The organism is Pseudochelatococcus contaminans (assembly GCF_014195635.1).
GTDB lineage: Bacteria > Pseudomonadota > Alphaproteobacteria > Rhizobiales > Beijerinckiaceae > Pseudochelatococcus > Pseudochelatococcus contaminans.
Window position 1 is genome coordinate 464,771 of sequence record NZ_JACICC010000002.1, and the last position, 24,969, is coordinate 489,739.

Annotated in this window: 22 protein-coding genes; 10 read left to right on the forward strand and 12 right to left on the reverse strand. The window is 63.4% G+C overall.

Annotated elements, in window-relative coordinates:
• Window positions 1-969: a phosphate ABC transporter permease subunit PstC gene (gene pstC, locus FHS81_RS06125; protein ID WP_183751154.1), complete on the reverse strand. Its 969-nt coding sequence runs from the start codon at window positions 967-969 to the stop codon at window positions 1-3.
• 169 nt (window positions 970-1,138) lie between these two features.
• On the reverse strand, window positions 1,139-2,170 hold the full coding sequence (gene pstS / locus FHS81_RS06130) for a phosphate ABC transporter substrate-binding protein PstS (RefSeq protein ID WP_183751155.1): 1,032 nt from the start codon (window positions 2,168-2,170) through the stop codon (window positions 1,139-1,141).
• Window positions 2,171-2,633: 463 nt separating this feature from the next.
• Here pstS and mgtE point away from each other — a divergent pair, with 463 nt between their 5' ends.
• On the forward strand, window positions 2,634-4,013 hold the full coding sequence (gene mgtE / locus FHS81_RS06135) for a magnesium transporter (protein WP_183751156.1): 1,380 nt from the start codon (window positions 2,634-2,636) through the stop codon (window positions 4,011-4,013).
• 10 nt (window positions 4,014-4,023) lie between these two features.
• Here the strand turns inward: mgtE and bioB are convergent, their stop codons facing one another.
• From bioB to hemN, 5 genes are all read right to left on the reverse strand, one after another.
• On the reverse strand, window positions 4,024-5,079 hold the full coding sequence (gene bioB, locus FHS81_RS06140) for a biotin synthase BioB (RefSeq protein WP_183751157.1): 1,056 nt from the start codon (window positions 5,077-5,079) through the stop codon (window positions 4,024-4,026).
• Window positions 5,076-5,675, reverse strand: coding sequence for a biotin transporter BioY (locus tag FHS81_RS06145; RefSeq protein WP_183751158.1), 600 nt, complete (start codon window positions 5,673-5,675; stop codon window positions 5,076-5,078). Before FHS81_RS06145 ends, bioB begins: the two co-directional genes overlap by 4 nt.
• A 234-nt stretch (window positions 5,676-5,909) precedes the next feature.
• Window positions 5,910-6,578 carry a GntR family transcriptional regulator gene (locus tag FHS81_RS06150; protein ID WP_183751159.1) on the reverse strand — a complete coding sequence of 223 codons (669 nt, stop codon included), beginning with the start codon at window positions 6,576-6,578 and terminating at the stop codon, window positions 5,910-5,912.
• Between the two features lie 59 nt (window positions 6,579-6,637).
• Window positions 6,638-8,077, reverse strand: coding sequence for an aldehyde dehydrogenase family protein (locus tag FHS81_RS06155; RefSeq protein ID WP_183751160.1), 1,440 nt, complete (start codon window positions 8,075-8,077; stop codon window positions 6,638-6,640).
• A gap of 178 nt (window positions 8,078-8,255) precedes the next feature.
• Window positions 8,256-9,608, reverse strand: a complete 1,353-nt coding sequence (hemN, locus tag FHS81_RS06160) for an oxygen-independent coproporphyrinogen III oxidase (RefSeq protein WP_183751300.1) — start codon at window positions 9,606-9,608, stop codon at window positions 8,256-8,258.
• A gap of 272 nt (window positions 9,609-9,880) precedes the next feature.
• Here hemN and FHS81_RS06165 point away from each other — a divergent pair, with 272 nt between their 5' ends.
• The 3 genes from FHS81_RS06165 (at window position 9,881) to FHS81_RS06175 (ending at window position 13,034) form a co-directional block, all read left to right on the forward strand.
• Entirely contained in the window at window positions 9,881-11,149 is a 1,269-nt protein-coding gene (locus tag FHS81_RS06165; RefSeq protein WP_183751161.1) for a glycerate kinase type-2 family protein, read from the forward strand.
• 132 nt (window positions 11,150-11,281) lie between these two features.
• A complete protein-coding gene (locus FHS81_RS06170; protein WP_183751162.1) occupies window positions 11,282-11,737 on the forward strand; it encodes a DUF3775 domain-containing protein in 456 nt (151 codons plus the stop codon).
• A gap of 283 nt (window positions 11,738-12,020) precedes the next feature.
• A complete protein-coding gene (locus tag FHS81_RS06175) occupies window positions 12,021-13,034 on the forward strand; it encodes a lipoprotein N-acyltransferase Lnb domain-containing protein (RefSeq protein WP_183751163.1) in 1,014 nt (337 codons plus the stop codon).
• 40 nt (window positions 13,035-13,074) lie between these two features.
• Here the strand turns inward: FHS81_RS06175 and FHS81_RS06180 are convergent, their stop codons facing one another.
• On the reverse strand, window positions 13,075-13,836 hold the full coding sequence (locus tag FHS81_RS06180; protein WP_183751164.1) for a sulfite exporter TauE/SafE family protein: 762 nt from the start codon (window positions 13,834-13,836) through the stop codon (window positions 13,075-13,077).
• A 133-nt stretch (window positions 13,837-13,969) separates the two neighbouring features.
• On the opposite strand from FHS81_RS06180, the gene chrA reads away from it, so the two are divergent.
• Window positions 13,970-15,190, forward strand: coding sequence for a chromate efflux transporter (gene chrA, locus FHS81_RS06185; protein ID WP_428982433.1), 1,221 nt, complete (start codon window positions 13,970-13,972; stop codon window positions 15,188-15,190).
• Window positions 15,191-15,228: 38 nt separating this feature from the next.
• Here chrA and FHS81_RS06190 read toward each other — a convergent pair whose 3' ends face one another.
• Complete coding sequence (locus FHS81_RS06190) at window positions 15,229-15,786, reverse strand: FUSC family protein (RefSeq protein WP_183751165.1); 558 nt, start codon at window positions 15,784-15,786, stop codon at window positions 15,229-15,231.
• Window positions 15,787-15,990: 204 nt separating this feature from the next.
• On the opposite strand from FHS81_RS06190, the gene FHS81_RS06195 reads away from it, so the two are divergent.
• The 4 genes from FHS81_RS06195 to tenA all read left to right on the forward strand — a co-directional run bounded on the left by FHS81_RS06195 (window position 15,991) and on the right by tenA (window position 19,267).
• Window positions 15,991-16,521, forward strand: coding sequence for an acyl-CoA thioesterase (locus FHS81_RS06195; protein WP_183751166.1), 531 nt, complete (start codon window positions 15,991-15,993; stop codon window positions 16,519-16,521).
• A 207-nt stretch (window positions 16,522-16,728) separates the two neighbouring features.
• A complete protein-coding gene (locus FHS81_RS06200; protein ID WP_183751167.1) occupies window positions 16,729-17,859 on the forward strand; it encodes a polyamine ABC transporter substrate-binding protein in 1,131 nt (376 codons plus the stop codon).
• Between the two features lie 228 nt (window positions 17,860-18,087).
• Entirely contained in the window at window positions 18,088-18,564 is a 477-nt protein-coding gene (locus tag FHS81_RS06205; RefSeq protein ID WP_183751168.1) for an NUDIX hydrolase, read from the forward strand.
• A gap of 1 nt (window position 18,565) precedes the next feature.
• A complete protein-coding gene (tenA, locus tag FHS81_RS06210) occupies window positions 18,566-19,267 on the forward strand; it encodes a thiaminase II (protein ID WP_183751169.1) in 702 nt (233 codons plus the stop codon).
• Here tenA and FHS81_RS06215 read toward each other — a convergent pair.
• Window positions 19,248-19,604: a YbaN family protein gene (locus FHS81_RS06215; protein WP_183751170.1), complete on the reverse strand. Its 357-nt coding sequence runs from the start codon at window positions 19,602-19,604 to the stop codon at window positions 19,248-19,250. The two genes, tenA and FHS81_RS06215, sit on opposite strands and share 20 nt — an antisense overlap.
• Between FHS81_RS06215 and FHS81_RS06220 the strand changes: the two genes are divergently transcribed.
• On the forward strand, window positions 19,603-19,758 hold the full coding sequence (locus FHS81_RS06220) for a hypothetical protein (RefSeq protein WP_183751171.1): 156 nt from the start codon (window positions 19,603-19,605) through the stop codon (window positions 19,756-19,758). The genes FHS81_RS06215 and FHS81_RS06220 overlap by 2 nt on opposite strands.
• A 124-nt stretch (window positions 19,759-19,882) precedes the next feature.
• Here FHS81_RS06220 and FHS81_RS06225 read toward each other — a convergent pair whose 3' ends face one another.
• Together FHS81_RS06225 and FHS81_RS06230 are read right to left on the reverse strand one after the other, a co-directional pair.
• On the reverse strand, window positions 19,883-21,082 hold the full coding sequence (locus FHS81_RS06225; protein WP_183751172.1) for an MFS transporter: 1,200 nt from the start codon (window positions 21,080-21,082) through the stop codon (window positions 19,883-19,885).
• A 158-nt stretch (window positions 21,083-21,240) separates the two neighbouring features.
• A complete protein-coding gene (locus tag FHS81_RS06230; protein ID WP_183751173.1) occupies window positions 21,241-24,969 on the reverse strand; it encodes an AAA family ATPase in 3,729 nt (1,242 codons plus the stop codon).

Genomic DNA, 24,969 nt, shown 5'->3' on the forward strand with positions numbered 1-24,969 from the left:
TCAGGTCGTTTGCTGCTTGGCCGCGAACGACATGATGATCGTACCCGCGACGTTGACGATGAAGGTGATGAACAACAGGGCCAGCGCGGCGAACATCAGCGCTTCACGCTCAAGCTGGCCGGCCTCCGGGAAGGTCGAGGCGAGCAGCGACGCAAGGGTGTTGGCCGGGGAGAAAAGCGACAGGCTGATCTGGTTGGCGTTACCGATGATCATGGCCAGCGCCATGGTTTCGCCCAGCGCGCGGCCGAAGCCCAGAACCAGCGAGGCGAAGATGCCGTTCGCTGCAGTCGGGACCATGACCTTGAGAATGGCTTCCCACCGGGTGGTGCCCATGCCGTAAGCCGCTTCCTTCACCTTGTAGGGAATGAGGCGGAAGGCGTCCTGCGAGATCGCGGCGACCGTCGGCAGCACCATGATGGCGAGCACGATGACGGCCGGCGCCATGCCGGGACCGCCGAAGGAGGTGCCGAACAGCGGGATGAAGCTGAAATGCTCATGCAGCCAGTTCGCCAGCGGGCGGATGGCCGGAATGACGACGAAGATACCCCACAGACCGTAGACGACGCTGGGGATGGCCGCCAGCATTTCCACGATGGTACGGAAAACCTGCGCCAGCGCCGGGGGCAGAAAGTCCTGCGTGAGGAAGATGGCGATGGAGACGCCGAAGAAACCGGCGATGATCAGAGCGAGAATGGAGCTGTAGAGCGTGCCCCAGATTTCGGCCAGAATGCCGAACTCACCGCGACCGGGAGCCCAGACGGCGTTGGTCAGGAAGCCCAGCCCGTACTTGGAAATAGCGGGGGCGGCCTCGCGGCCGATAATGATCAAAATCGCGAGAAGCAGCAGCATCATGGCGAGGCCACAGGCAAGGGCAAGACCCCTGAAGCCGCGATCGCTCGCGTATTCTGCTCCGGAAGGATTTCGAGAAATGGACTTTTCGGACAGTGATGAAAGCTTGAGCTCAGCCATCTTGCGTCACCTTATGTGATGAACCATCGGCCACGAACAACCCGCAAAGGACAACCCGCCGTGCGGAAGCCGCACCGTCGCGGATCCGGCCGATCGACGCGTGACGCCGCCGGCACAGTTACTCCCGGACACAAAAGGCCCGGGAGCTGTTCGTCATGCCGCCATCCACTTACTGGATGTTGGCGGATTCCTTGATGACGCGCTCGACGACAACCTCGGGGAGCGGGATGTAGCCGAGTTCGTTGGCCATCGTCTGGCCATCGGTGGCGGCCCACTTCACGAAGTCGCGCAGAGCGGCAGCGATCGCGGGGTTACGGTTGTCCTTGTAGAACAGCAACCAGGTGAACGTGGCGATCGGGTAAGCCTCGGGGCTCGTCGGATCCGTCACCCAAATGCGCAGGTCTTCGCCGGAGAAGTCAGCGCTGGCAAGAGCAGCCTGACCAGCAGCGTCACCAGCCTTCACGAACTCGCCAGACTTGTTCTGGAGAAGAGCGAAAGGCGTGTTGGAGAGCTTGGCGAAGCCGTACTCGACATAACCGATGGCGCCGGGCGTCTGGGCAACGGTGGCGGTGATGCCGTCGTTACGCGGTGCGCCAACGAAGTTCGGCAGGCTCGGCCACTGAACGGTGGTGCCGAAACCGAGCTTGTCCTTGAAAGCCTGGCTGATGGCGCTGAGGTGCTGCGTGAACACGAAGGTCGTGCCCGAGCTGTCCGAACGACGCACGACGGTGATCGTCTGGTCGGGGAGCGTCACGCCGGGGTTGGCTTCGACGATGCGCGGATCGTTCCAGCGGGTGATCTCGCCAGCGAAAATCAGCGGATACACTTCGCGGGGGAGCTTCAGCTCCGGAACGCCCGGGAGGTTATAAATGAGAACGATTTCGCCAGCCGTCAGCGGCAGAACGACAACGCCACCCTCGACCTGCTTGATTTCCTCGTCGGAAATCGCAGCGTCGCTGCCGGCGAAGTTCACGAGGCGCTGGACAAACGAACGCACGCCGGCGCCGCTACCCGTGGACTGGTAGTCGATGCGGACGTTCGGGGTGATCTGGCTGTACTTCTGGAACCAGGCGGAATACAGCGGGAACGGGAAGCTTGCGCCCGCGCCGCTGATGCGGAGGTTCTGCGCGGCGGCCGGGGCGCTCGCAAGGAGCAGGCCCGCAAACGCGGCAAGAACATAACGGAAGAACTTGGATTTCATGGTCAACTCTCCAGGCTAGTTGCGGTGGATTATTGGACACGAGTTCGCGACAGATTGATTACAACCGCTGGTAAAAATTCGTGGAAAAATTTTTGTTCTTTTTGCATCAGACGCTTAACGTTATAAAAATTTTGGCGTCTAATATATTTAGATATTACGAAACAAACACCGCATCCATCGCATTTCCATTTCAAATATTATAATAATTTTACTGCAATATTTACAGTCTTGTGACATGGAACGAGTCAAAATCACAGTTTCATAACAATGCCTGTTATAATCATTATATGGATATCCACACGTTTCCAGCATCGGCTATCCACAGCCAGTAACGTCAATAAACTGCATCAGAACCCGGCTATGAGTCGGCAACCTCACGCTGGCGGCGCTGATGCCCGGATCCGCTCGCTCTCCCCGAAACCGGCCCTTTCGGGCCGATCGCCGGCCGATATGGAAAGAAACCATGCAGATTGAAGAATTGCGGCGCGCGTCTCAAGGCGAAGCGGAGCCTCTGGAGCATCTCAACACGCTGCTCAGGGACGGGCCAGAAACCGAGCTGGCGGCTGTGGCCGACCTGCTGCCCGCGGAAGTGGCGCGGCTCATCCTGCTGCTGCGGCCCAAGCGCGCCCGCGCGCTGCTAAGGCTTGTGCCGGACGCCCCCGGCCTCGCAGCGCTTGAGGAACTCGATCCCTCGATTCGCGAACGCCTGCTCGATGCCGAGGGCGAAAAGCGCATCGCGCGCATCGTTGCCAAGATGCCGGTGGCTGACGCCGCCGACTTTCTCGCCGACTCGCCGGACCATATCGTCGAGGCGGCGCTCGCCATCCACCCCGCCGCGGCGGAAATACAGGCCGCGCTAACTGCCTATATCGATGAGTCGGCCGGAGCGGTCATGCGCCGGCGCCTCGTGGCCGTACCGCAGGACTGGACCATCGGTCAGGTCATCGACGAAATCCGCAACAATGCCGATCTGATCGACCGTCTTTATGCCGTCTACGTCACCAACGGTGGCCGCCGGCTGGTGGGCTATCTGAAGATCCGCGATCTCGTCCTCTACCCCACCGATACCGTCGTCGGCAGCGTCATGCGCTCGGACATCGTGACGGTTTCTGCCGATACGGATCGGGAAGAGGCTGCGCACATCGCCGAAAGACAGCACCTGCCGGTGCTGCCGGTGGTGGATGCCGACGGCCAGCTCGTGGGCATCATTACCCCCACCGAGCTGCGTGAGATCAATTTTGAAGAAGCGCAGGAAGACATCAAGAAAATGGCCGGTCTTTCCGTCGCCGCCAGCGCGATGGACGGACCGCTCCAGATCGTACCGCGTCGCCTGCCGTGGCTGACCGCCGGCCTGATCGGATCGAGCATCGCGGCCCTCGTCGTCGGCGCTTATGAAGACGCCCTGACGGAAGCCGCGATTCTGGCCAGCCTTATCCCCATCGTGATGTCGCTGGCGGGCAACGCCGGCATTCAGGCCTCCACCATCACGGTTCAGGCGCTGGCGTCCCATGCGCTGTGGGTCGGCGATATTTCCGGCCGTGTCGTGCGTGAGCTGGCCGGCGCGCTGCTCAACGGTACCATCGTGGGCCTCATCATCGGCTGCGGCATCATGCTGATGTCCAACTTCGCGCCCATCGAGAATCCGCTGCTGCTGGCCGCAACTGCCTTGCTGACGCTTGTCGTGGTGACGGTGCAGGCGTCCGTCGTCGGATCGCTGGTGCCGCTGGCGCTCAAACGGCTGCGGCTCGATCCGGCGGTGGCCACGGGCGTCTTCATCACCACATCCAACGACGTCGTCGGGGTATTGATCTTCTTCGTCATCGCGACGTCGATCTACCTCTGACGCATCCGGTTCACACCAGCGCAGGCCCGGCGGCAACTTCCGCCGGGCTTGTGGGCGGCACAGCCGGTTTCTCAGCTGGTTCCGCGGCATGCATGCCCAGCCTGTCGAACAATGCGGCGTCACGATCACGAGCGGGATTGCCGGTGGTCAGCAGCGCATCGCCGGTGAAGATCGAGTTCGCGCCCGCCAGAAAACACAATGCCTGCCATTCATCAGTCATGGCGTCGCGCCCTGCTGACAGGCGCACGACGCTTTCAGGCATCATAATGCGCGCCAGCGCCACAAGCCGCACGAACGCAATCGGCTCGGCGGGTTTTGCCTTGTCCATCACCGGCGTACCCGCGATGGCGTTCCACATGTTCAGTGGTACGCTTTCGGGATGATGCTCTAGCGTGGCGAGCGTGACCAGCATGGAGATGCGGTCATCGACCGTCTCGCCCATGCCGACGATACCGCCGCAGCACACCTTAATGCCACCGGCGCGCACGTTGGCAAGCGTTTCCAGCCGGTCGTCCATGGTGCGCGTGGTGATGATCTCGGGATAGAAGCTGCGCGACGTGTCGATGTTGTGGTTGTAATAGTCGAGCCCGGCATCGGCGAGGCGTTCCACCTGCTCCGGTTCGAGCATTCCAAGCGTTACGCAGGTTTCCATGCCCAGCGCCCGCACGCCCTCGATCATGGCGCACACCTTGTCGAGATCGCGCTCTTTCGGCCCACGCCATGCCGCTCCCATGCAGAAGCGGGTCGCGCCACCCTCGCGGGCACGCCGCGCCTCGGCCAGCACCGCCTCCACCTCCATCAGCTTGGACGCCTTCAAGCCGGTTTTGTGACGCGCGCTCTGCGAGCAGTAGCCGCAATCCTCCGGGCAGCCTCCCGTCTTGATCGACAGCAGCGTCGCTGTCTCGACCTCGGTGGGGTCGAAATGGCGGCGATGGATAGTCTGCGCCCGGAACATCAGTTCCGGAAATGGCAGCTCATAGAGCGCGCGGGCTTCGGCTTCCGTCCAGTCAGTGCGCAGGCCGCTGGCGGAACAGCGGGGAGAATCGACGGCAAGCAGGGCGCTCATTCTCCCCTCCCCGCCTGTTTGGCGGCTGACGAAGCCAGATAGGCCTGCACGCCATGCGCGCCGATGGCCACCACCGCGATCTTCACGAGATCACCGGCAATGAACGGCGCGAAGCCAAGCGCGATGAGGTTGTCCGCCGGAACATAAACCGCCAGCCATGCGAGCCCGGCGGCGTAGATCACAGCAAGACCGGCGAGCATGGCGGCCACCTGACGCAGCGTGCGCCCCCAGCCCGTGCCCCCGCCTTGCGCCAATGTGCCCGTGATCCAGCTTGCGGCGAGGTAACCGGCAAGATAGCCGCCGGTCGGCCCCACCATATAGGCCAGCCCGATGCCCCGCTCTGGAGAGCCGGAAAACACTGGCAGCCCGACCGCGCCCGCCGCCAGATAAGCAACGAAAGCAGCGGTAGCGATGCGCGGACCCGCGCCAACAGCAAGCGCCATGACAGCCAGCGTGTGAAGCGTCATCGGCACAGGCCAGAACGGCACCTGAATGCGTGCAGACAAGGCGATGAGGGCCGCACCGGCAACGGCAAAGGCCAACGTCCGCAACGCGGGACGGCGGCTCGCGCTCGACAAGGTCAGAAAATGGCTCATGGTCGCAAGTTTTTTATAGATAACAGGATGCATGAGCGCTTAACGACCGATCCCCCGCCAGACAAAGCATCAGGGTTTGCACCGCACTTCGCCGAGAAGCGGGGCATCCAGACATCCAGATTTTTGGTTGGTTCTTCAGCAGGATATCTTGCCCGACCGGCAGCCGTGAGGGCAGTCACGAGAGCGCGTCGACAACCTGTCGCCGCCACGGACCTCCGGCGTGCCGCAAGCTGGTTATCCGACGATGGCGAAGGCTTTTCGTTGCCGGCCTCCAGCCGTGGGAACCGGGCGCTGGCCGACCCACTGCACATGCCGCGCCAGGGTGGCGCAGGCAGTCTCGACATCGCCCTTGCGAAGGGCTGCGAGGATGGCGCGGTGATCGTGATCCGTCCGCGCCTCCCAATCCAGCCGCCAGGCGGCGAACAGAAAACGCGCGCTGGCCGCGTGCAGGTCGTCGATGGCGGCAAGCAAACGCGGCATGCCGCAGGGCTCCACGATCAGGCGGTGGAAGCGGCGGTTCGCCTCCTCCCACGAGCGCACGTCATGCGAGTTATCACCGGCCCGGGTGGCTTCCTCCGCCGCATCGAGAATGGCGGGGGTAATGTTGGGCGCGGCATGGCGCAGCGCCAGCACTTCCAGCGCGGCGCGCATCTCCGCCACCTCGCGGACCTCCGACAGTGCGAAGGATGCCACGCGCACGCCCTTGCGCGGCTCGCTCACCGCAAGCCCCTGCGCCTCCAGCCGGCGAAAGGCCTCGCGCACAGGGACATGACTGGCGCCAAACTCCTCGGCCACGTAATCCTGACGCAGCCGGGTGCCGGGCTCGATCTCACCGGCGATGATCCGGTCCGCCAGGGTGCGGCTGATGCGCACCGCCAATGTGTCTTCTTTCCGCGCGTTCATGATTTTATCGATAATTTGACGCGCAGCTTTTGTCGATCAGTGAAAGCGCCCGCCAGACATCATCCCCAGCCGGGCACACCCTTGATTTCAAGAAAATCGTGGATACCCCAGTCGGCATACTCGCGGCCGTTGCCGGACTGCTTATAGCCGCCGAAGGGTGCATGCGTATCCCACTCCGGATAGTTCAGATAGATGGCCCCCGCACGAATCCGCCGCGCAACCTTCCGCGCATGCTCGATATCCTGCGACTGGACATAGCCCGCCAGCCCGTAAACGGTATCGTTGGTGATGCGGATGGCCTCGTCTTCGTCCTTGTAGGGCAGGATCGTCAGCACTGGCCCGAAGATTTCCTCGCGGGCGATGGCCATGTCGTTGGTCACGTTGCCGAACACCGTCGGGCGCACGTAATACCCGCGCGACAGCCCCTCCGGACGGCCGGGACCGCCGGCAACGAGCGTCGCGCCCTCACTGATACCGGCCTCGATGAGTTTCTGGATCTTGTCGAACTGCACCGCGCTGACCACCGGGCCGTGGGTGGTGTTTTCGTCACGCGGATCGCCCACCGTGACGCTTTCAACCACCTTGCGAGCGATCTCCAGCGCTTCCTCATGCCGGTCGGCCGGCACCAGGAGACGGGTCGGCGCGTTGCAGGACTGGCCGGAGTTGCCGTAGCATCCCAGCACACCCTTTTTGATCGCGACTTCGAAATCGGCGTCGGGCAGTACGATATTGGCGGATTTTCCGCCCAGTTCCTGCGCAACCCGCTTGACGGTGTCTGCCGCCGTCCGCGCCACGATGACGCCCGCCCGCGTCGACCCGGTGAAGGATACGAAATCGACATCCGGATGGCCGGAGATCACCTGCCCGACATCCTCACCCGTGCCGTTGACCAGATTGAACACGCCGGCGGGCACACCAGCGGCCTCGATCACCTCTGCGAAGATGATCGCGTTGAGAGGCGCAACCTCGGACGGCTTCAGAACCACGGTGCAGCCCGCCGCGATGGCCGGCGCGACCTTGCACACGATCTGGTTCAGTGGCCAGTTCCACGGCGTGATGAGACCGGCAACGCCGATAGGCTCGCGCAGGATGCGCGTCGTGCCGCGCTGTTCCTCGAATGTGAAGTTTTCCAGCGCTTCGATCGTGGCTTCGAGATGCCCCTGCCCGGACGCCACCTGCGACTTGCGCGCAAGCGTAATCGGCGCGCCCATTTCGCGGCTCACCGCCTGCGCGAGGTCTTCGGCGCGCTCATTATAAGCGGCGAGGATACGCCGCAGCAGCGCCAGCCGCTCCTCCCGCGAGGTGGTGGAGAACGTTGCGAAGGCGGCTTTTGCCGCCGCAACCGCCTTATCGACGTCAGCCGCAGCGCCAACGGCAATCGCGGCAAACGGTTCTTCCGTCGCGGGGTCTATGACATCCAGCGTGCGCGGCACAACCGGATCGACCCAGGCTCCGTCGATGAAGAACTTGAGGTTGTGACCGTTCGATACGACGCCCATGCTGTTTTCCTCCGGAAATAATGATGTCAGCCGGCCAACGATCTCGCCAATTGTGGCTTTGCCGTTCGCGGTTTCTGGCTCGAAATTCCGGCCCATTCTGCAACGGCGGAACGGGCCCGTCGCCTGGACTCTACAGGAGATGCCGGATCGGTGCCAGTTCCTCTATCCAGCCAAATCGTTAAGCAGCTTGACCGTGAGTTCTTGCCGTGCCGCCCAGATAGGCGTCGAAGCAGGCCGCGACGTTGCGGATCAAAAAGCGGTGATCGCCGCGCACGCTGACAACGCCAGCGTCGATGGTCACCACACCGTCAGCGCATAGCGCATCGAGCCTGTCGTTGTGCGCGATCAGGAACTCCGCATCCATGCCATGCAGACGCCCGGCCTCAGCGAGGTCAACGCGGAAATCGCACATCAGCCGTTCGATCACCAAGGCCCGCAACCGATCCTCTGCGGTCAGGACATAGCCTTTCACGGTGGCGAGATCGCCCGCATGGATGCGCCGTTGATAGGCGTGCGTGGAAACCTCGTTCTGGATGAAGCCTTGCGGCATCTGCCCGATGGCGGACGCGCCAAGGCCAATCAGCGCCTCGCTGGCATCCGTCGTGTAGCCCTGAAAGTTGCGCCGTAACCGCCCGGAAGCCTGCGCCTGCGCCAGCGAATCCTCCGGCAGCGCATAATGATCCAGCCCGATGCGCAGGTAACCGGCGTCGATCAGGGTCTGCGCGATGGCCTCTGCCTGTGCATCGCGCTCCCGTGCGCCGGGCAGGATGCTCTCGTCGATCAGCCGCTGATGCCGCTTGAAGGATGGCACGTGCGCGTAGCCGAATACGGCAAACCTGTCCGGGCGCATGGCGATGGCATCGCGGGCAGTATCGACGCAGGAACGCTCGGTCTGATGCGGCAGGCCATAGATCAGGTCGACATTGATACTTTGAATGCCCGCCCGGCGAAGATCGCCGATGGCGTCCGCCGTGCGCGCGGCGCTTTGGACGCGGTTGATGGCCTGCTGCACATGCGGATCGAAACTCTGCACGCCCAGACTGGCGCGGCGCACGCCGCCTTCCGCCAGCGCGAACACCATATCGCGGGTCAGCGTGCGCGGGTCGATCTCCACCGCGATGGTGGTATCGTCATGCAGGCGGAAGTGCCGGCGCAACGCCTGCATGACGTTCAGAAACGCCTCGGGCCGCATGATGGTGGGGGTGCCGCCGCCAAAATGCACATCGTCGACGATGGCATTGTCGCCGGCAAAGCCTGCGACACAGGCAACCTCCTGCATCATGGCGGCAAGATACGCCTCCACCGGCTCGTCGCGGCGTGTGATGCTGGTGTGGCAGCCGCAATACCAGCACATCTCGCGGCAGAAGGGCACATGCAGATAAAGCGCGGCGCGCGTATCGGGCGTCAGCGCCGCCAGCCATCCGGCATAATCGCGCGCATCGACGGCGGGAGAGAACAACGGCGCGGTGGGATAGCTGGTGTATCGCGGCAGACGGGCCGCGCCATATTTCTCCAGCAGCCGCGTCGTCATGTCATCATCACCCTGAATGCGCCGGAAGTCGCAAAGCCCCCGGATGAACGAAACCGTTTCGGGCAGGATGGATTCGCCCCTCCTCACCCGTCAAAGCCTATCCGGGATATTTACGCGCAAACGGCGGGCGATTCATTGAGCCAGCCCAATTTTCCGATCCCTGATCCGTTACCGGAACCGATTGTCCGTGCAAAACAGACGCCTTTTCGCGTAAGGACAAAACATAAAATCAAAAGGCTGCACACAGCCCTCGCAGGAAGGATACACCGTCCATGCCCATTGATGACCACGACGCACGCAAGGCCCTGCGCAGCATTTTCGATGCCGCCATCGCCAGCGCCGACCCGGCAAAAGCCGTGCTGCAGCATCTGCCGGAGCAGCCGCGCGGGCGGGTTGTCGTGGTCGGCGCGGGCAAGGCGTCGGCGGCGATGGCCGCAGCCCTCGACACCGCATGGCCGGGTGCCGACCTTTCCGGGGTGGTGGTGACGCGTGACGGTCATGCGGTTCCCGCCGGGCGCATCGCCATCGTGGAGGCGTCTCATCCCGTGCCGGATGAGCGCAGCGTGGCGGCAGCGGAAAAGATCCTCGCCGCCGTGCAGGGCCTTGGCCCGGATGACCTCGTGGTGGCGCTGATTTCGGGCGGCGGCTCGGCGCTCATGGCAGCGCCGGCGGGCGCGATGACCATCACTGACAAGCAGGCCGTCAACCGTGCATTGCTCGCCAGCGGCGCAACCATTGCCGAGATCAACACCGTGCGCAAGCGCCTGTCCCGAATCAAGGGCGGGCAGCTGGCGCTGGCAGCTCATCCGGCGCGGATCGTTACGCTCGTCATTTCGGATGTGCCGGGCGACGATCCGTGTGAGATCGCCTCCGGCCCCACGGTTCCGCACGAGACATCATCGGCGGATGCGCGCGAGATCATCGCCCGCTACGGCATCGACCTGCCGCCCGCTGCCCGCGCGGTGATCGACGGCGACGACAACAACTCCGACCTCAGCCATGTGCGCGCGGACGTGCGCATCGTCGCCGCGCCCAAACTGGCGCTTGAAGCAGCCGCGGCAGCCGCGCGCCGTCAGGGTTTCACGCCGCTGGTGCTTGGCGACGCGCTGGAAGGCGAATCGCGCGAGATGGGCTGCATCATGGCCGGCATCGCTGCTTCAACGCAGCTTCACGGCCTGCCCGTCGCAGCGCCCGCCGTGCTGTTGTCGGGGGGTGAAAGCACTGTGTCCATCGGCTCCGGCGCGGCGGGGCACGGTGGGCGTAATACGGAATTCCTGCTGGGCCTTGCCATCGCGCTCAAGGAACGGGCCGGCATCTGGGCCATCGCCGGTGACAGCGACGGCATCGATGGCGACAGCGATGCCGCCGGGGCGATTGTCACACCCGATACTCTCACGCGGATGCGCGCCGCCGGCGTCGATCCACGTGCCTTGCTCGCAGGGCACGACAGTTACACCGCATTCAACGCCATCGGCGACCTCGTTGTCACCGGGCCGACACTGACCAACGTGAACGATATCCGCGCCATTCTCGTTACGTGAAAACGGCGCATTGCCAGTGCCGCGCAGCTTGCGTTTCCGCCGTGTGGACCGCAGGTTACAGTAAAATGTAGAAGCCCGATCCCCGCATGATATGATGCGCAGACGGCTCAATGCTGAAGAAGGGAATGTTTCATGCAGGCCAGATCGCCCCAGACCGAAAGCGCCGAAAACGACGATGCAAGCGTGCTGACGATTTCTCCCGAGAAAGTCTGCTTCATCATCTTCAAGGCACGTGAGTTCGACGTGAAGGACGGCGTGACAGACCCCGATTCGGGATCGAACCCTTCCGATGACGGCGATATCTCCGTTCTGGAAGACCACAGCGACGATCCGGTCGAGGAGGAACTGACCTCGCTCATCCGTGCGCTGTCTGTCGACGAGCAGGTCGACCTCGTCGCGCTGACGTGGCTTGGCCGTGAAGACTACACCGCCGAAGATTGGCCGACCGTGCGCGCCGACGCCGCCCGCGCCCACAATCGCCGCACTGCCGAATATCTGCTCGGCACCCCGCTGCTGGGCGATTTTCTGGAAGAGGGGTTGTCGCTGCTTGGCTATTCCTGCGCGGAGTTCGAGGAAGACCACTTCTGAGCTGCCCATGCGGAACAGCCCGCGCCCATTGGATTCCTTTATCTGATCGGCGCATATTCCAGCGGCCCGCCGGCTGAGCACTCACGGCCTTTTGCACGCCGAAGTGTCACGGCAGATTCCGTGAAATGGGCTAAAGCGTTTTCAAGCAAAGTGGATACCGCTTTGCTTGAAGAAAACGCGTCAAACCAAGAAGATAGAGCATTTTGGCGTTTCAACGAAATGCCGAAATGCTCTATATCACGCTGCACCCTCTTGCTTTCGCGGCGCAAGGATAATGATGCCCATGATACGAAGCACGACCGGATTCTTCGCAAGGCTCGCGCTTATCGTGCTGGCCATCGCCGTGGTGGGCATCGCCTTGTTTGGCGGAATGGCGATCCATTATTGGCTCGGCTGGCCGGACTGGGTGCGCACCACCGGAAGCTGGGCTTTTCCCGTTGTCGTGCTTGGCTTGTGGTTCGTGCCTGGCCACAGGTTGTGGGGGCGCCGCATCGTGGCGCTGGCGCTGATCGCGGCTTTCTTCATCGCCTATGACGCGAAAGTGCCAATCGAGCGCGACTGGATTGCGCTTCAGGAGAAACGCCCCTTCGCCATCATCAATGGCGACGATGTCACCATTGTCAACTTCCGGGACGCTATCCACCGCTCGGGCGAGCAGCCCGAAGTGCGCTGGACCGAGGAAACCTTCAACCTGTCGCAGCTTGAAGGCGCGGACATCATCATCCAGCCCTTCGGCGGCGTGAAGGCGCTGGCGCATGTCATGCTGTCGTTCGGGTTCTCGGATGGCCGCCATGTCGTGGTGTCCATCGAGGCCCGGCGGGTCAAGGGCGGGCGCTTCGATCCCCTCGCCGGCCTGTTCCGGCATGAGGAAACCTATCCCGAACTCGGCACGGAGCGGGATCTGTTCTGGCAGCGGCTGGCCCGCACGCCGCCCGACGAGCTTCAGATCTACCCTGTCACTGCCAGCCGCGAGGCCGTGCGCACCTACTTCGAGCGCATTCTGGCATTCGCGAACTCGGTGAACGAGCGCCCGCGCTTCTATTCGACGTTATGGGAAAGCTGCATGACCACGCTGACGAATCTCGCGCCGGAAAGTTTTCTGTCCGTACCGTGGTATGACATCCGCCGCTGGGTGCCGGGTTATTCCCTGAGCCTGTTCCAGCAGGTTGGCCTTGTGGACGCCAGCCTTCCGGCAGAAGAGTTACGCCACACCCGCCGCCTGCGCGACAATGTCACCCCGCCGTGGGAGTTCCCCTCCGACGCAGCATGGAGCGCCTATGTCCGGCGCGATTTCTGACATCGCGCTCATGAAAAATCGCGCCAGTGAAAAATGCCCTCTAAGGCATTTGCCAGAAGAACCAGCCGGTCATGAGCACGCCGTAGATGATGATGGCGATGCGCAGCGCCTTGGCGGGAATGAGAAAAGCGTAGCGCGCCGCCACATAGCCGCCGACGGTAACGCCAAGCAGCGCGATGCTGCCGTTATACCAGTCAATCGCGCCGCTCCACGCGAACCGCACCACGGCAACGAGCGCGACCAGCGCCGAAATCCACAGCTTCAGCCCGTTCATGGCGTGGATATCGGTCAAGCCGGCGGTGGAGAAAAACGCCAGCAGCAGGATGCCGAGGCCGGCGTTGAAGAAGCCTCCATAGGCACAGATCGCGGCAAGGAAAACCCACAGCGCCACCGCCCCGGCCCGCCGCGCACCCCGACGCTCGCCGGACAGCGAGCGTAACCACGGGCCAATGCGCCCGCCGAAGACGAACAGCAGCACGGCCACCAGCATCAGCCACGGCACTATGGCGGCAAACGTCTTATCCGACACCACCAGCAGCAATTCCGCGCCCAGATAGCCGAACACCACCGCCACGACAGACCATCCGAGCAACTGGTGGCGATAGCGCCGGATCGAGGGCCAGAACCCGACCGCGCCGCTGACATAGCCAGGCATGGCCGCATAGGTATTCGATGCGTTGGCGAGCACAGGCGGCACCCCCGCCACGATGAGCGCCGGCAGCAGAATGAACGATCCGCCACCGGCAAGCGCGTTGACCGCGCCGCCAAGAAAGCCCGCGACGAGCAGAAACAGTTCCGTCATGCCGATGCCTCCCCGCCGCGCCACTCTCAAGCGCTATTTTTAGTATGATTCCAATATCATTCGATTCGTCTCGTATTATAGAGTGGCAAGGCTTTCAGGGCGGCAAGATATCGACACTCAAGCGGGGCTGATCGTGAAACAGAGCCGAGACATCGTGCGGGAGAATGGCGGCAGCCCGGCGGAAGTGTTCATCGCTTTCCTGCGGCTTGGCCTGACGTCTTTCGGCGGGCCGGTCGCGCATCTGGGTTATTTTCGCGATGAGCTAGTGCTGCGCCGACGCTGGATTGGCGACAATGGCTATGCCGATCTCATGGCGCTGTGCCAGTTTCTCCCCGGGCCTGCATCGAGCCAGCTCGGGTTCGCGCTGGGCGTGTTGCGCGGCGGCGGATTGCTCGGCGGTCTTGCGGCATGGGCCGGATTTACCTTGCCGTCCGCCATCGTGTTGTTCGGCTTCGCACTGGCTGCGGCATCCTTCACCGGGCCGTTGGCGGCCGGCTTCGTCCACGGGCTGAAACTCGTCGCCGTCGCAATCGTCGCACAGGCGGTTTGGGGCATGGCGAAAAGCCTTACGCCGGATCGGGAACGCGCCGGCATCGCGCTTGCCGCTGTCGCGCTGGCCACCCTCGTCGCAGGGGCTGCCGGCCAGCTTGGGGCTATCGTGCTGGGGGCATTCGCCGGCCTTTGGCTCTGCCGCAGCGCGCAAGCCGCGCCCGCCGGACACCTGCATTTTCCGGTATCGCGGCGCGCGGGCGTTGTGGCGCTGCTGCTGTTCGCGGTGCTGCTGGCGCTGCCGCCCGTCATCGTCGCGGCAACTGACAACGGAGCTGTGGCGCTGTTCGATGCCTTCTATCGCTCTGGCGCATTGGTGTTTGGCGGCGGCCATGTGGTGTTGCCGCTGCTCGAAGCCGAAACTGTTTCAACCGGCTGGGTGGACGAAAGCACGTTCCTCGCCGGCTATGGTCTGGCGCAGGCCGTGCCCGGCCCGCTCTTTACGTTCGCCGCCTACCTCGGCGCGGTAGCGGAACCGGCAATCGGGGGCGCTGCCGGAGCCGCAATCGCGCTGGTTGCCATCTTCCTGCCGGGCCTGCTGCTGGTTTACGGCATGCTGCCGTTCTGGGACGGCTTCTGCCAGCACCCGGCCGCGCAATCGGCGATGCGCGGCGCAAACGCGGCAGTCGTCGGCATCCTTGCAGCGGCCCTTTACGATCCCGTCTGGACCAGCGCCGTCACCTCGAAGCCGGATTTCGTGCTGGCGCTTGCCGGCTTCCTGCTTCTGACCATCTGGAAAACGCCCTCCTGGGGCGTCGTGTTGCTACTGGGCGCGGCAGGCACGCTATCTGGGATCGCCGGCTAACAATTTGCAGATAGCAGAATATCTGAACAGCGAGACTGTCAGGGATCTGAATGTCTCGCTTCCTTGACAGTCTCGTGGCGGTGGTGATGCCTCCGCCCACGCCAGCCCACGGGCAGATGAAGACGGCTGGCGACAGCTTCTGCCAGCCAGTGCAACGCCGCGCCGACGAGGCCGCCCAGCCCCACTTCCACCCCGCGCCAGAAGCCTGCTTCGGCAATCGGCATATGCTGGTTGTCAGACAGGTAAACGATGGGAACCGTCCACATAGCCACCTTCAGGTCCGGCCAGCGCCGTACACCTGCCGCGCACAGTGCGACGCCGCATCCAATCTGCACCGCGATATCGACAGACAGCGCCGCCAGCGCAGTACCGACTGCCACGGCGACCACGATGCCCGTCATCGTTCCCGCCAGCCGCCACAGAACCGCGTTCTGCGTTTCATTGAGGCTGGCCTGCGATACAATCACCGCAGACACCGACGCCCACACTGGATGATGCAGCCCAACCATCAACGCCAGTTCGTAAGATGCCATGGCGGCGAGGGAACAACGCAGGACAAAAGCGGCATGTCCGATCAGGGCGTTGCGGGTCGGCATGCGCAGGCTCCGTCTGCATCGGCGGGAGGGTTGGACCTTTCTGTCATATCGCTTTCCGGATTATTTTGCATGAATAGACAGGGGAAATATTCCCGACTAGACTCTTTCTGCATTTCGCGGAAAACGAAATCGCGTGAGCCCTAAAACGGTCGCGCTCCAGATCATGTTCAAGCCGACCGGCGGAACGGCGGCAGGGGATTTTTCATGCATACGGCCCGGCACCAGCTTTCCATGAGTATCCTCATGACACCCGACATGGCAAACTTCTCGGGCAATGTCCACGGCGGCCACATCCTGAAATATCTCGATCAGGTCGCCTTTGCGTGCGCCAGCCGCTATGCGGGTAGCTATGTCGTCACCCTCTCCGTGGATCAGGTGATATTTCGCCAGCCCATCCATGTGGGTGAGCTTGTCACCTTCTATGCATCCGTGAACTATACCGGGCATACCTCCATGGAAATCGGTGTGAAGGTGGTGACGGAGAACATGCGCGAGCAGCTGATGCGCCACACCAACAGCTGCTACTTCACCATGGTAGCCGTTGACGAACACGGCAAATCCGTTCGCGTGCCGCCTTATGCGCCCCGGACGGAGGTGGAGCGCCAACGCTTCGAAGCCGCGCTGGCAAGGCGGGCACTGCGCAAGGAAATGGAAACCCGCCACCAGCGCATTCGCGAGGAGAGCGGCCTGCCCCCGGTGGGCGAGGTCACCAGCACCGCCGGACCGAACGCATAACAGAGCGCCCCGGAGCCGTTTTCCGCAGGCAAGCTGATGAGCGCATACGGGTATCGGGCGCGTCAAAATTCGCTCAGCGTTATCGTTTGCTTCCGGCGTTTTTACATCACTGCCAAATTGGGCAGGTAAGGTAGCCGGGACGTTTCCAGCAGCTTCGATGCCAGATTATCGAGGCTGCGCCTTTCGCATGACGGGAGAAAGCCGGACATGATCCGCACCATCGCCAACCTCTTCGATGCCACGGCCGCGAGCCGGATCGCCACGGGCGCATCGCTTGCGCTGCTGATGCTCGCAACGCCCGCCGCCGCCCAGCAGAAGACGGTGAACGTTTACAACTGGTCGGACTTCATCGACCCGAGCGTGCTCAATGACTTCACCAAGGAAACCGGCATCAAGGTGGTTTACGACACCTATGACAACAACGAGATCGTCGAGACCAAGCTGCTGACCGGCAAATCCGGCTATGACCTCGTCGGGCCGTCCGGCCCATTCCTGCAGCGGCTGATCAAGGCGGATGTGTTCCAGCCCATCGAGCTGGAGAAGATCCCCAACGCCAAGAACCTGTGGCCCGAGATCGCCGAGCGCCTGGCCGTGTTCGACCCCGGCAACAAGTTCGCCATCAACTATATGTGGGGCACGACCGGCCTTGGCATCAACACCGCCAAGGTGCGCGAGCAGCTGGGGCCGGATGCGGAACTCAACACGTGGGATCTCGTCTTCAATCCCGAGATCGCGCAGAAGCTGAAGGGCTGCGGCATCTACGTGCTGGATTCGCCGGAGGACATGTTCCCCACCGTCCTCAACTATCTCGGCCTCGATCCGGACTCCAAGGACACGAAGGACTTGCAGAAGGCTGCCGACGCCATGTCCAAGGTGCGGACATTCGTGCAGAAGTTCCACTCGTCGGAATACATCAATGCGCTGGCTAACGGTGACATCTGCGTGGCCGTGGGCTACTCGGGCGATATCCTTCAGGCCGCGTCGCGCGCGAAGGATGCCGGCAACAATGTCGAGATCGAGTACCTCATCCCCAAGGAAGGCGCGATGGTCTGGTTCGACAACCTCGCCATGCCCGCCGATGCGCCGCATCCCGAGGAAGCCCGCCAGTTCCTCGACTTCCTGAACCGCCCGGAGATCGCCGCACGCAACGCCGATTTCGTCGCCTACGCCAGCGGCAACGTGGCGGCACGCCCGCTCGTCGACCCGGAAATCCGCGACAACCCCGGCATCTACCCCGATGACGAGACGATGAAGCGCCTGTTCACCAACACCGCCTACGACGACCGCGCCCAGCGCACCGTCACCCGGCTGTGGACGCGCGTCAAAACTGGACGATAAGCCGGCGCAATAACACGCCCGGACCACTCCGAGACTTATCGGATTGCAACACCATGAACCGGCGGGCCTTCCCGCCGGTTTTTTGCCGGGCGGATATCTGCTGCCAAGCCGACATTGCCGGAATTCCCTGTACCGCCTGCATTTTCGTGCTATGAAGATCGCGCACATAAGACTTCACTGTGAGCTGCCCCGGATATCCCTGCCGGATTATTTCAGGCCGAGGTTGCGTTGACCGACACTTCCCCGCCCCTTTCGAACGCTCGTCCTCGTGGCCCTATCGCCGCGGTGATCGCAGTGGTTCTGCATGAAGGCAGAACGCTGCTCGTGCGGCGGGCCAATCCTCCCGATGCCGGCCTGTGGGGCTTTCCCGGCGGCAAGATCGAGCCCGGCGAAACCATCGCCAATGCTGCCATACGCGAGCTGCTGGAAGAAACCGGCGTGCATGGCGAGGCGCTGCATCCATTCACTGCCCTTGATGCCTTCGATTGCAGTGCGAATGGCGATATTAGCCGGCATTTCATTCTTGTGGCCGTTCTTTGCCGCCTTATCTCCGGCGAGCCGGTGGCGGCGGATGACGCACTGGAAGCCGCCTGGTTCGCAACCGACAACCTCGTTCATCCCGATCTTCCCCTCAGCCGCGATGTCATTGAGGTGGCCCAGCAGGCCATCGGCATTATGCGTGGCCAATTTCTGAAGGAGTGCTGACATGTCCGTTTTTGCCCGCCTGAAGGCCGCTGCCCTCGACGACTGGAACTCATATGTCGATCATGCCTTCATCCGGCAGATGGAGGACGGCACGCTGCCGGAAGCGGTTTTCCAAAGTTATCTGGTGCAGGATTACCTGTTCCTCATCCAGTTCGCGCGCGCCAACGCGCTGGCAATCTACAAGAGCCGGACGCTCGATGACATGCGCATCGCACAGACGTCTCTCAACGTCATCATGAACGAAATGAACCTGCATGTGCGGTTGTGCGAGCGCTGGGGGCTTTCACCTGCCGATCTTGAAGCGGCGCCCGAGCACCGCGCAACAGTGGCCTACACGCGCTATGTGCTGGATTGCGGCGCATCCGGCGATCTTCTGGACCTGCACGTGGCGCTGGCGCCATGCGTGATCGGTTATGCGGAAATCGGCAAGCGTCTTGAGCCGGCATTGCTGGCGAACCCGGATCACCCTTATCGCGAATGGATCAGCGAATACGCCAGTGACGGTTTTCAGGAGGCGGCGCAGGCATCCATTGCCCATCTCGATCGGCTGGCGGAACTCTCCCTGACCGAGAAGCGGTTCGACGGCCTCACGGCTATTTTCGCCGCCGCATCGCGTCTGGAAGCGGACTTCTGGCAAATGGGCTATGACATCGCCGACGAGCGGCGCAACCACCCCGCAGGCATCAAGCCGTTGGGCGCGTGAAGACGAAGAGGATGCCGCCCAGCATCAGGGCGGCCACCGCCGCGATGGTCAGCGGTCCCGGATCGCTGGTCATCATGAACACCAGGAAGCCGAGGCTCGACCCCGCGAGCGCCATGTATTTCGCTTTGAGCGGAATCGCACCCTTCTCCCGCCATTCCCGCAGGACAGGCCCGAAGCGCGGATGATCGAGCAGCCATTTCTCGAAGCGCGGCGATGAGCGGGCAAAGCATGCGGCGGCAAGAATCAAAAAAGGCGTGGTCGGCAAAACCGGCAGAAAAGCGCCGATGAATCCCAACACCACGAAACTCCAGCCGGCGATGAAAAGAACCGCCCGCATGGCCACCTCAACCGTGAACGCAAGCGGGCACCGCGCCCACATCCGCCGGGCAAGAGTCGGCGATGCCGCGCTTGTCGCAGCACTCCTGTTCGCCCATGCGGCGAAACCTCTCCTGACACCAACCCGGCATGTTAATGGCGCTTCCCGACCGTGACGTGACGCTGATCGCAAAGTTACTAATCGTATGCGAATAGCGTTGCCTCCGGCGACATACAATAGCCACCGGGTGCAATATCCGTTACGGCGTTTATCGTGGCAGCGTCATCTTGCCGCAAGCGTTATCTGGTGGATGGCGCCAGACTGCTCCTGTTGATGGCCCACGCGCCTGCGGCAAGCACCATCATGACCACCGCGAATGCCGCGGCAGCGTTGGTCAGCCCCCATTCCAGCGCCAACGCACCGACACCAACCGCCGGGACTGTCAGGCCAAGATAGAAGCATACGAACAGAACCGACGTGACGCCGGCCCGCTCCGTATCGGCAACTGCTCCGCTGACATGGGCCAGCCCCTTGGCGAATGTCGCACCTTGCCCTGCCCCGCTGATGACACCGCCGGCAAGCAGCAGCACCCACGATTCGAACAGTACCGAGAGCAGCAGCACCGCCGCGCCGAGGGTGAGGATGGCGCAGCCGGCAACCATGGTGCGTGCCAGCGGCAAAGGCTTCACGACGAGCTGGGCGATGCAGGAAGCCGCGAAGACCGCAAATATCACAAGCCCCTGCTCTATTGCATCGGCAATGCCCATCTGCCGCATCAAATCCGGCGATACCGCGCCGAACAGGCCCAACGCCGCAAAGCCGGCGAAGCCCGGCACCGCCGCCTGAATGAACGGTCCGCTCACGCCTGCCGGCAAGGAAAAGCTCTGCGCCTGCGGCCGCGCGCCCGGCTTCACGCTCACCGTTTCCGGCATGCGCCAGACGATAAGCGCCGCGATCAGGAGGCCCGCCAGCAAAACCCAATAGACCGAGCGGAGAGGCGGCGGCACGGTCTCCATCATCACTCCGGCCAACAGCGGCCCTGAGCCGAGCCCGAGCACGTTCACCGCCGTCGAGATAAACGGAGCCTTATCGGCAATAGCCGGCGGCGCGAGTTCGATGAGGGCAGCAGTCGCCGCACCGACGAACAACCCCACCGCCAGACCGACGAACAGCCGCCCCACCAGCAGGATCGGCAAGCCGTAGGACGGGAATACATCGCTTGCCAGCATGCAGACGGTCGAAATCAGCCCCATGACGACGGCTGCACCCAACATCGGACGCCGGCCTAACGCATCCGACCAGCGCCCGAAGCCCAGCAGTCCCGCAAGCACGCCGACCACGTAAATGGCGAATATGACCGTGCCCATGAAAAGGGAAAAGTGCATGCGCTGCTGATAGAAAGGATAAAGCGGCGTCGGCACCGTGGTGGCGGCCATGATCAGCAGGTAAATGAACGAGACACCGACGAACGGAGCCAAACCTCTGGTGACGCCGGGCATGGCATTCATTTCCTTATGGTTTGCTGCTTGGAATTGATCGCTGGTTCAGCAGTGAAACTTATATTTCATAGCTGCATTTCTCTATTTTACCTGATTTAAACAGGAAAATCGACAGACATCAGCTTCGAAATACCCGATTCGGACATTTCGGATAAGTTTTACGGTGCCTGCAGCTTGATTTCACTTGCCCCGACACCGGAGCGCATCACTTTTATCTGCACCGGGATCCGATCTTTCATCGCATCGACATGCGAGATGACACCGATTGTCCGTCCCTGCGCCTGAAGCGCTTCCAGAGCATCAATGGCCACGTCGAGGCTCTCCGCATCCAGAGATCCGAAGCCCTCGTCGATGAACAGCGTCGCAGCCAGCCCGCCACGCGCGCCCATGCGCGACAGCGCCAGCGCGAGCGACAGCGATACGAGAAAGCGCTCGCCGCCGGACAGTGAGCGGGTGGAGCGCACTTCATCGCCCATATCCCGGTCCACGATATGAAGCGCGAGATCCGCCCCGCCCCGCGCCAGCCGATAACGCGGCTTGAGATCGGCAAGGTGCTGGTTGGCGCGCTCCACCAGCATCAGCAGCGTAACGCCCTGAGCGATCTGGGCAAACTTGTCGCCGCGCGCGCTGCCGATAGCGTCGTTCACAGCCGCCCACACATCGCACACCGTCTTTGCCTCGCCAATCCGGTGGTCGAGATCACTCAATTGCAGGCGCACGGCGTCATCCGCCGCCAGCCGCCCCTGAATCGCACCAGCGCGCTCCTGCTTCTGCGATCGCTCGGCTTCGCATTCCAGAGAGGCAGCACGCAGATCCGCCTCCGGCTCCTTCGGAACACCGGCATCCACCAGCGCCTGCCAGTCATCCGAACGCGCGCCGAGCGTCGTGCGGGCACGAACGAGATCGTCATCGACGGTCTTGAGACGTGCGCGCAGCCGCTCCGCCGCTGTCTTGCCCTCCGCCAGCAAGGCCTCAAGTGCATCGCGCTGCAAAGCTGCCGCCGCAAGCCCTGCATCGAGATTGGCAGCAGCAGCGCTGCTTTCCGCGCGGGCCGTCACGAGACTTTCGCGGACGCCCGCCAACCGTTCCTCGACACCGCGCTGCTCGCTTTTAAGGCTGGACAGATTCTCCCAGGCCTCGTCCCGCGCCTTTCCGGCCTCGATGCGCCACAGATTGTGCCGGCTGCGGTGCTCCTCCGTGCTTTCACCATCAAGCAGCTGGCCGCGTTCCTCCTGCAAAGCCGATAGTTCATGCCGGCGTGCATCGCGCGTTGCCGCCGCCGCATGCGCGTGGGCGATGGCATTGTCATGGTCCGTCCGCGCAGCGCGGATATCCGGCTCGGCTGCCACAACGGCATCGCGTGCGTTGTCCCGCGCCGCCAACCGCTCCCGGAACCAGATAACAAGCCGTTCGAGATCGTCCAGCCGATCTTTTGAGGCATGGTCAAAAGCCGCTGGCGTCAGCCCGACGCCTTCAAAGATGGGCGTCAATTGCCGGTCGATGGCCGCAAGCCGCTGGCCAGCCTGCTCGGCAGTCTGATCGGCAAGGCCAAGCGCGGTCTGGCTGTCGGTCCGGCTGGCTTCATCGGCGATGCGATCAGCCTCACGCCCTTCGATGGCTTTGCGCCTTTCGGCCACGAGCAGCCGATTGGCCTCGACCTCCCGGCGCAAGCCGTCTTCCTCATCGACAAGCGCGGCGATATCGATGCGGCGGCCTTCGATGCGGCTTCGCAGATCAACCAGTGTCGCCACGGCATCGGCCGGTTCCTGCGGCAGCCGCTCAAGCCCCGTGGTTAACGCCGCATGGCGGGCTTCGGCAAAAGCGGCCTGCGCCGCCGCAATCATTTTTTCCGCCGTTTCCCGGCTTTGCGCTGCGGCGTCCCGTGTCATTCGCGCCGTGTCAGCCTTGCGCCCGGCCTCGGTCTCGGCCCGTGTGGCCGCTGCCAGTTCCGTTCGGGCTGCCTCCAACTGCGCGCGCATGTCGGCGGCGATAGCGGCCAGCGCCGCATCGGCGGACACGGGATGCTGCGTCGCGCCGCAGACCGGGCAAGGCTCGCCGTCCACCAGATGCTGCCGCAGATGCTCCGCCGCCTCCGATGCCGCAGCTTCCGCCCTGTCCACCGGCGCGGCAAGGGCCTCCACCACGGCGGCCGCCCGGGCGATCCGTGCGCGCGCGTCGATACCCGAAGCCTCGGCTGCGGCAAGAGCCTCCTCTGCCGCAACACTGTCCTGCCAGGCTTTCTCATGCGTTGTCACGGCGGCAGCGTATTCCTGCGCGGCACGGATCATATCCTTGACAGCGGCATCGCCCTCTATGAGCCGCGTCATCCGCCGCGCGGGATCGGCCTTGCCGATGTCAGCCAGCCGCGTGCCGGCACTCGCGATGGCCTGTTCCAGCGCTTGAATGACGTCTCGGTCGGTCCGGTTGGCGATGTCGTGCTGCGTGATACGTTCCTGCGCCTCGGCAGCGGCGGTGCGGGCGGTTTCAGCCGCGCGAGCCGCATCCGTGATTGCACCGACAACGCCGGTCCGCTCTTCGATGAGCGACACCACCGTGTCCCACGCGTCCGACACGCGCTGCACCTGCGGTTTCTCTGCAAGATCCGCTTCAGCCGCGTCACGGGCGGCGGCATGTTCGTCCCGCCCGCGGACCAATCCTTCCAGTGCATCGCGCCGCACCGTCACCGCGCGCTCGGCGTCTTGCAAAGCAGTCCCGGCGCGGTCGCTCTCGGCCTCCGCCGTGCGGATGCGGCTGTCGAGGTCGGCGGCCAGCGTCCACTGCGGTCCCAGCGCCTTGAAACTGCGCTCGGCCTCTTCCAGCCCAGTACTGGCTTTCTGCCATGCCGCATCGGCCTCCTGCACGGCAGCAGCCAGCGTATCCTGACGCGCGATGGTTTCGTTTTCCGCCGTTACCAGATCGGCAACTGCCTTGTCGGCGCGCACCACGCGATCATGGATACCCGCCAGCGCCAGCGCCGCATCCAGAAGCGTCAGTTTTTCCCGATCCGCAGCCGCTGCCGCAACCGCTTCCTGCGCCAAAACAGCGACCTGCGTGGCGTCTTCGACGCGCTTGCGGGCAGCGGAGATTTTTTCATGCACGGCGATTTTTGCCGATAGCGCCGCCAGCACTTCAGCCACCTGCCCGATTGCCGCAACGAGACCGGCCCGCTCGTCGGCAAGCGCCGTGCGCTCTTCCACCGAAAGCGCCATGGCGCCTGACCGCTTGTCCTCAAGCGCCTTCAGCGCCGCCTTTGCCTCGCCGTAACGTTCGTAAACGCGCCGGGAAATGTCGCGGTAGATCCGCGTGCCGGTGACTTTTTCCAGCAGCGCGGCACGCTCGCCCGTGCCGGCAACGAGGAACGCGTCGAAATCGCCCTGCGCCAGCAGGACGGTGCGGCGAAACTCGTCATAGGTCAGCCCGGTGATGTCGACGATGCGCGCGTTGACCGCGGATGTCTGGCTTTCCAGCGTCTTGCCGTCGGACAGGCGGACGAGCGCACGCTCGATGTTCTGCAACCGCCCATCGGCCCTGCCCCGGGCACGGCGCGCCGCCCATGTGGCCTGATAGGCTATTCCGTCAGCGGCGATGAAATCCACCTGCGCGAAGCCTTGCGCCGCCCCCCGGCGCAGGATGGCGCGCGCATCCTTCGCCTTGATGGTATCGCCCGCCGCATCTGGAACATCGTCGTTGATGCCGCCGTGCGACAGGCGCGGACAGTCGCCGTAGAGCGCAAGGCACATGGCGTCGAGAATGGTGGACTTTCCCGCCCCGGTCTCGCCCGTGATGGCGAAGAGGCCAGCGGAGGCCAGCGGCTCGGCTGCAAGGTCTATCGCAAACGGATCGGCGAGGCTGGCGAGATTCGCCCCCCGGATGGCCAGAATCCGCAT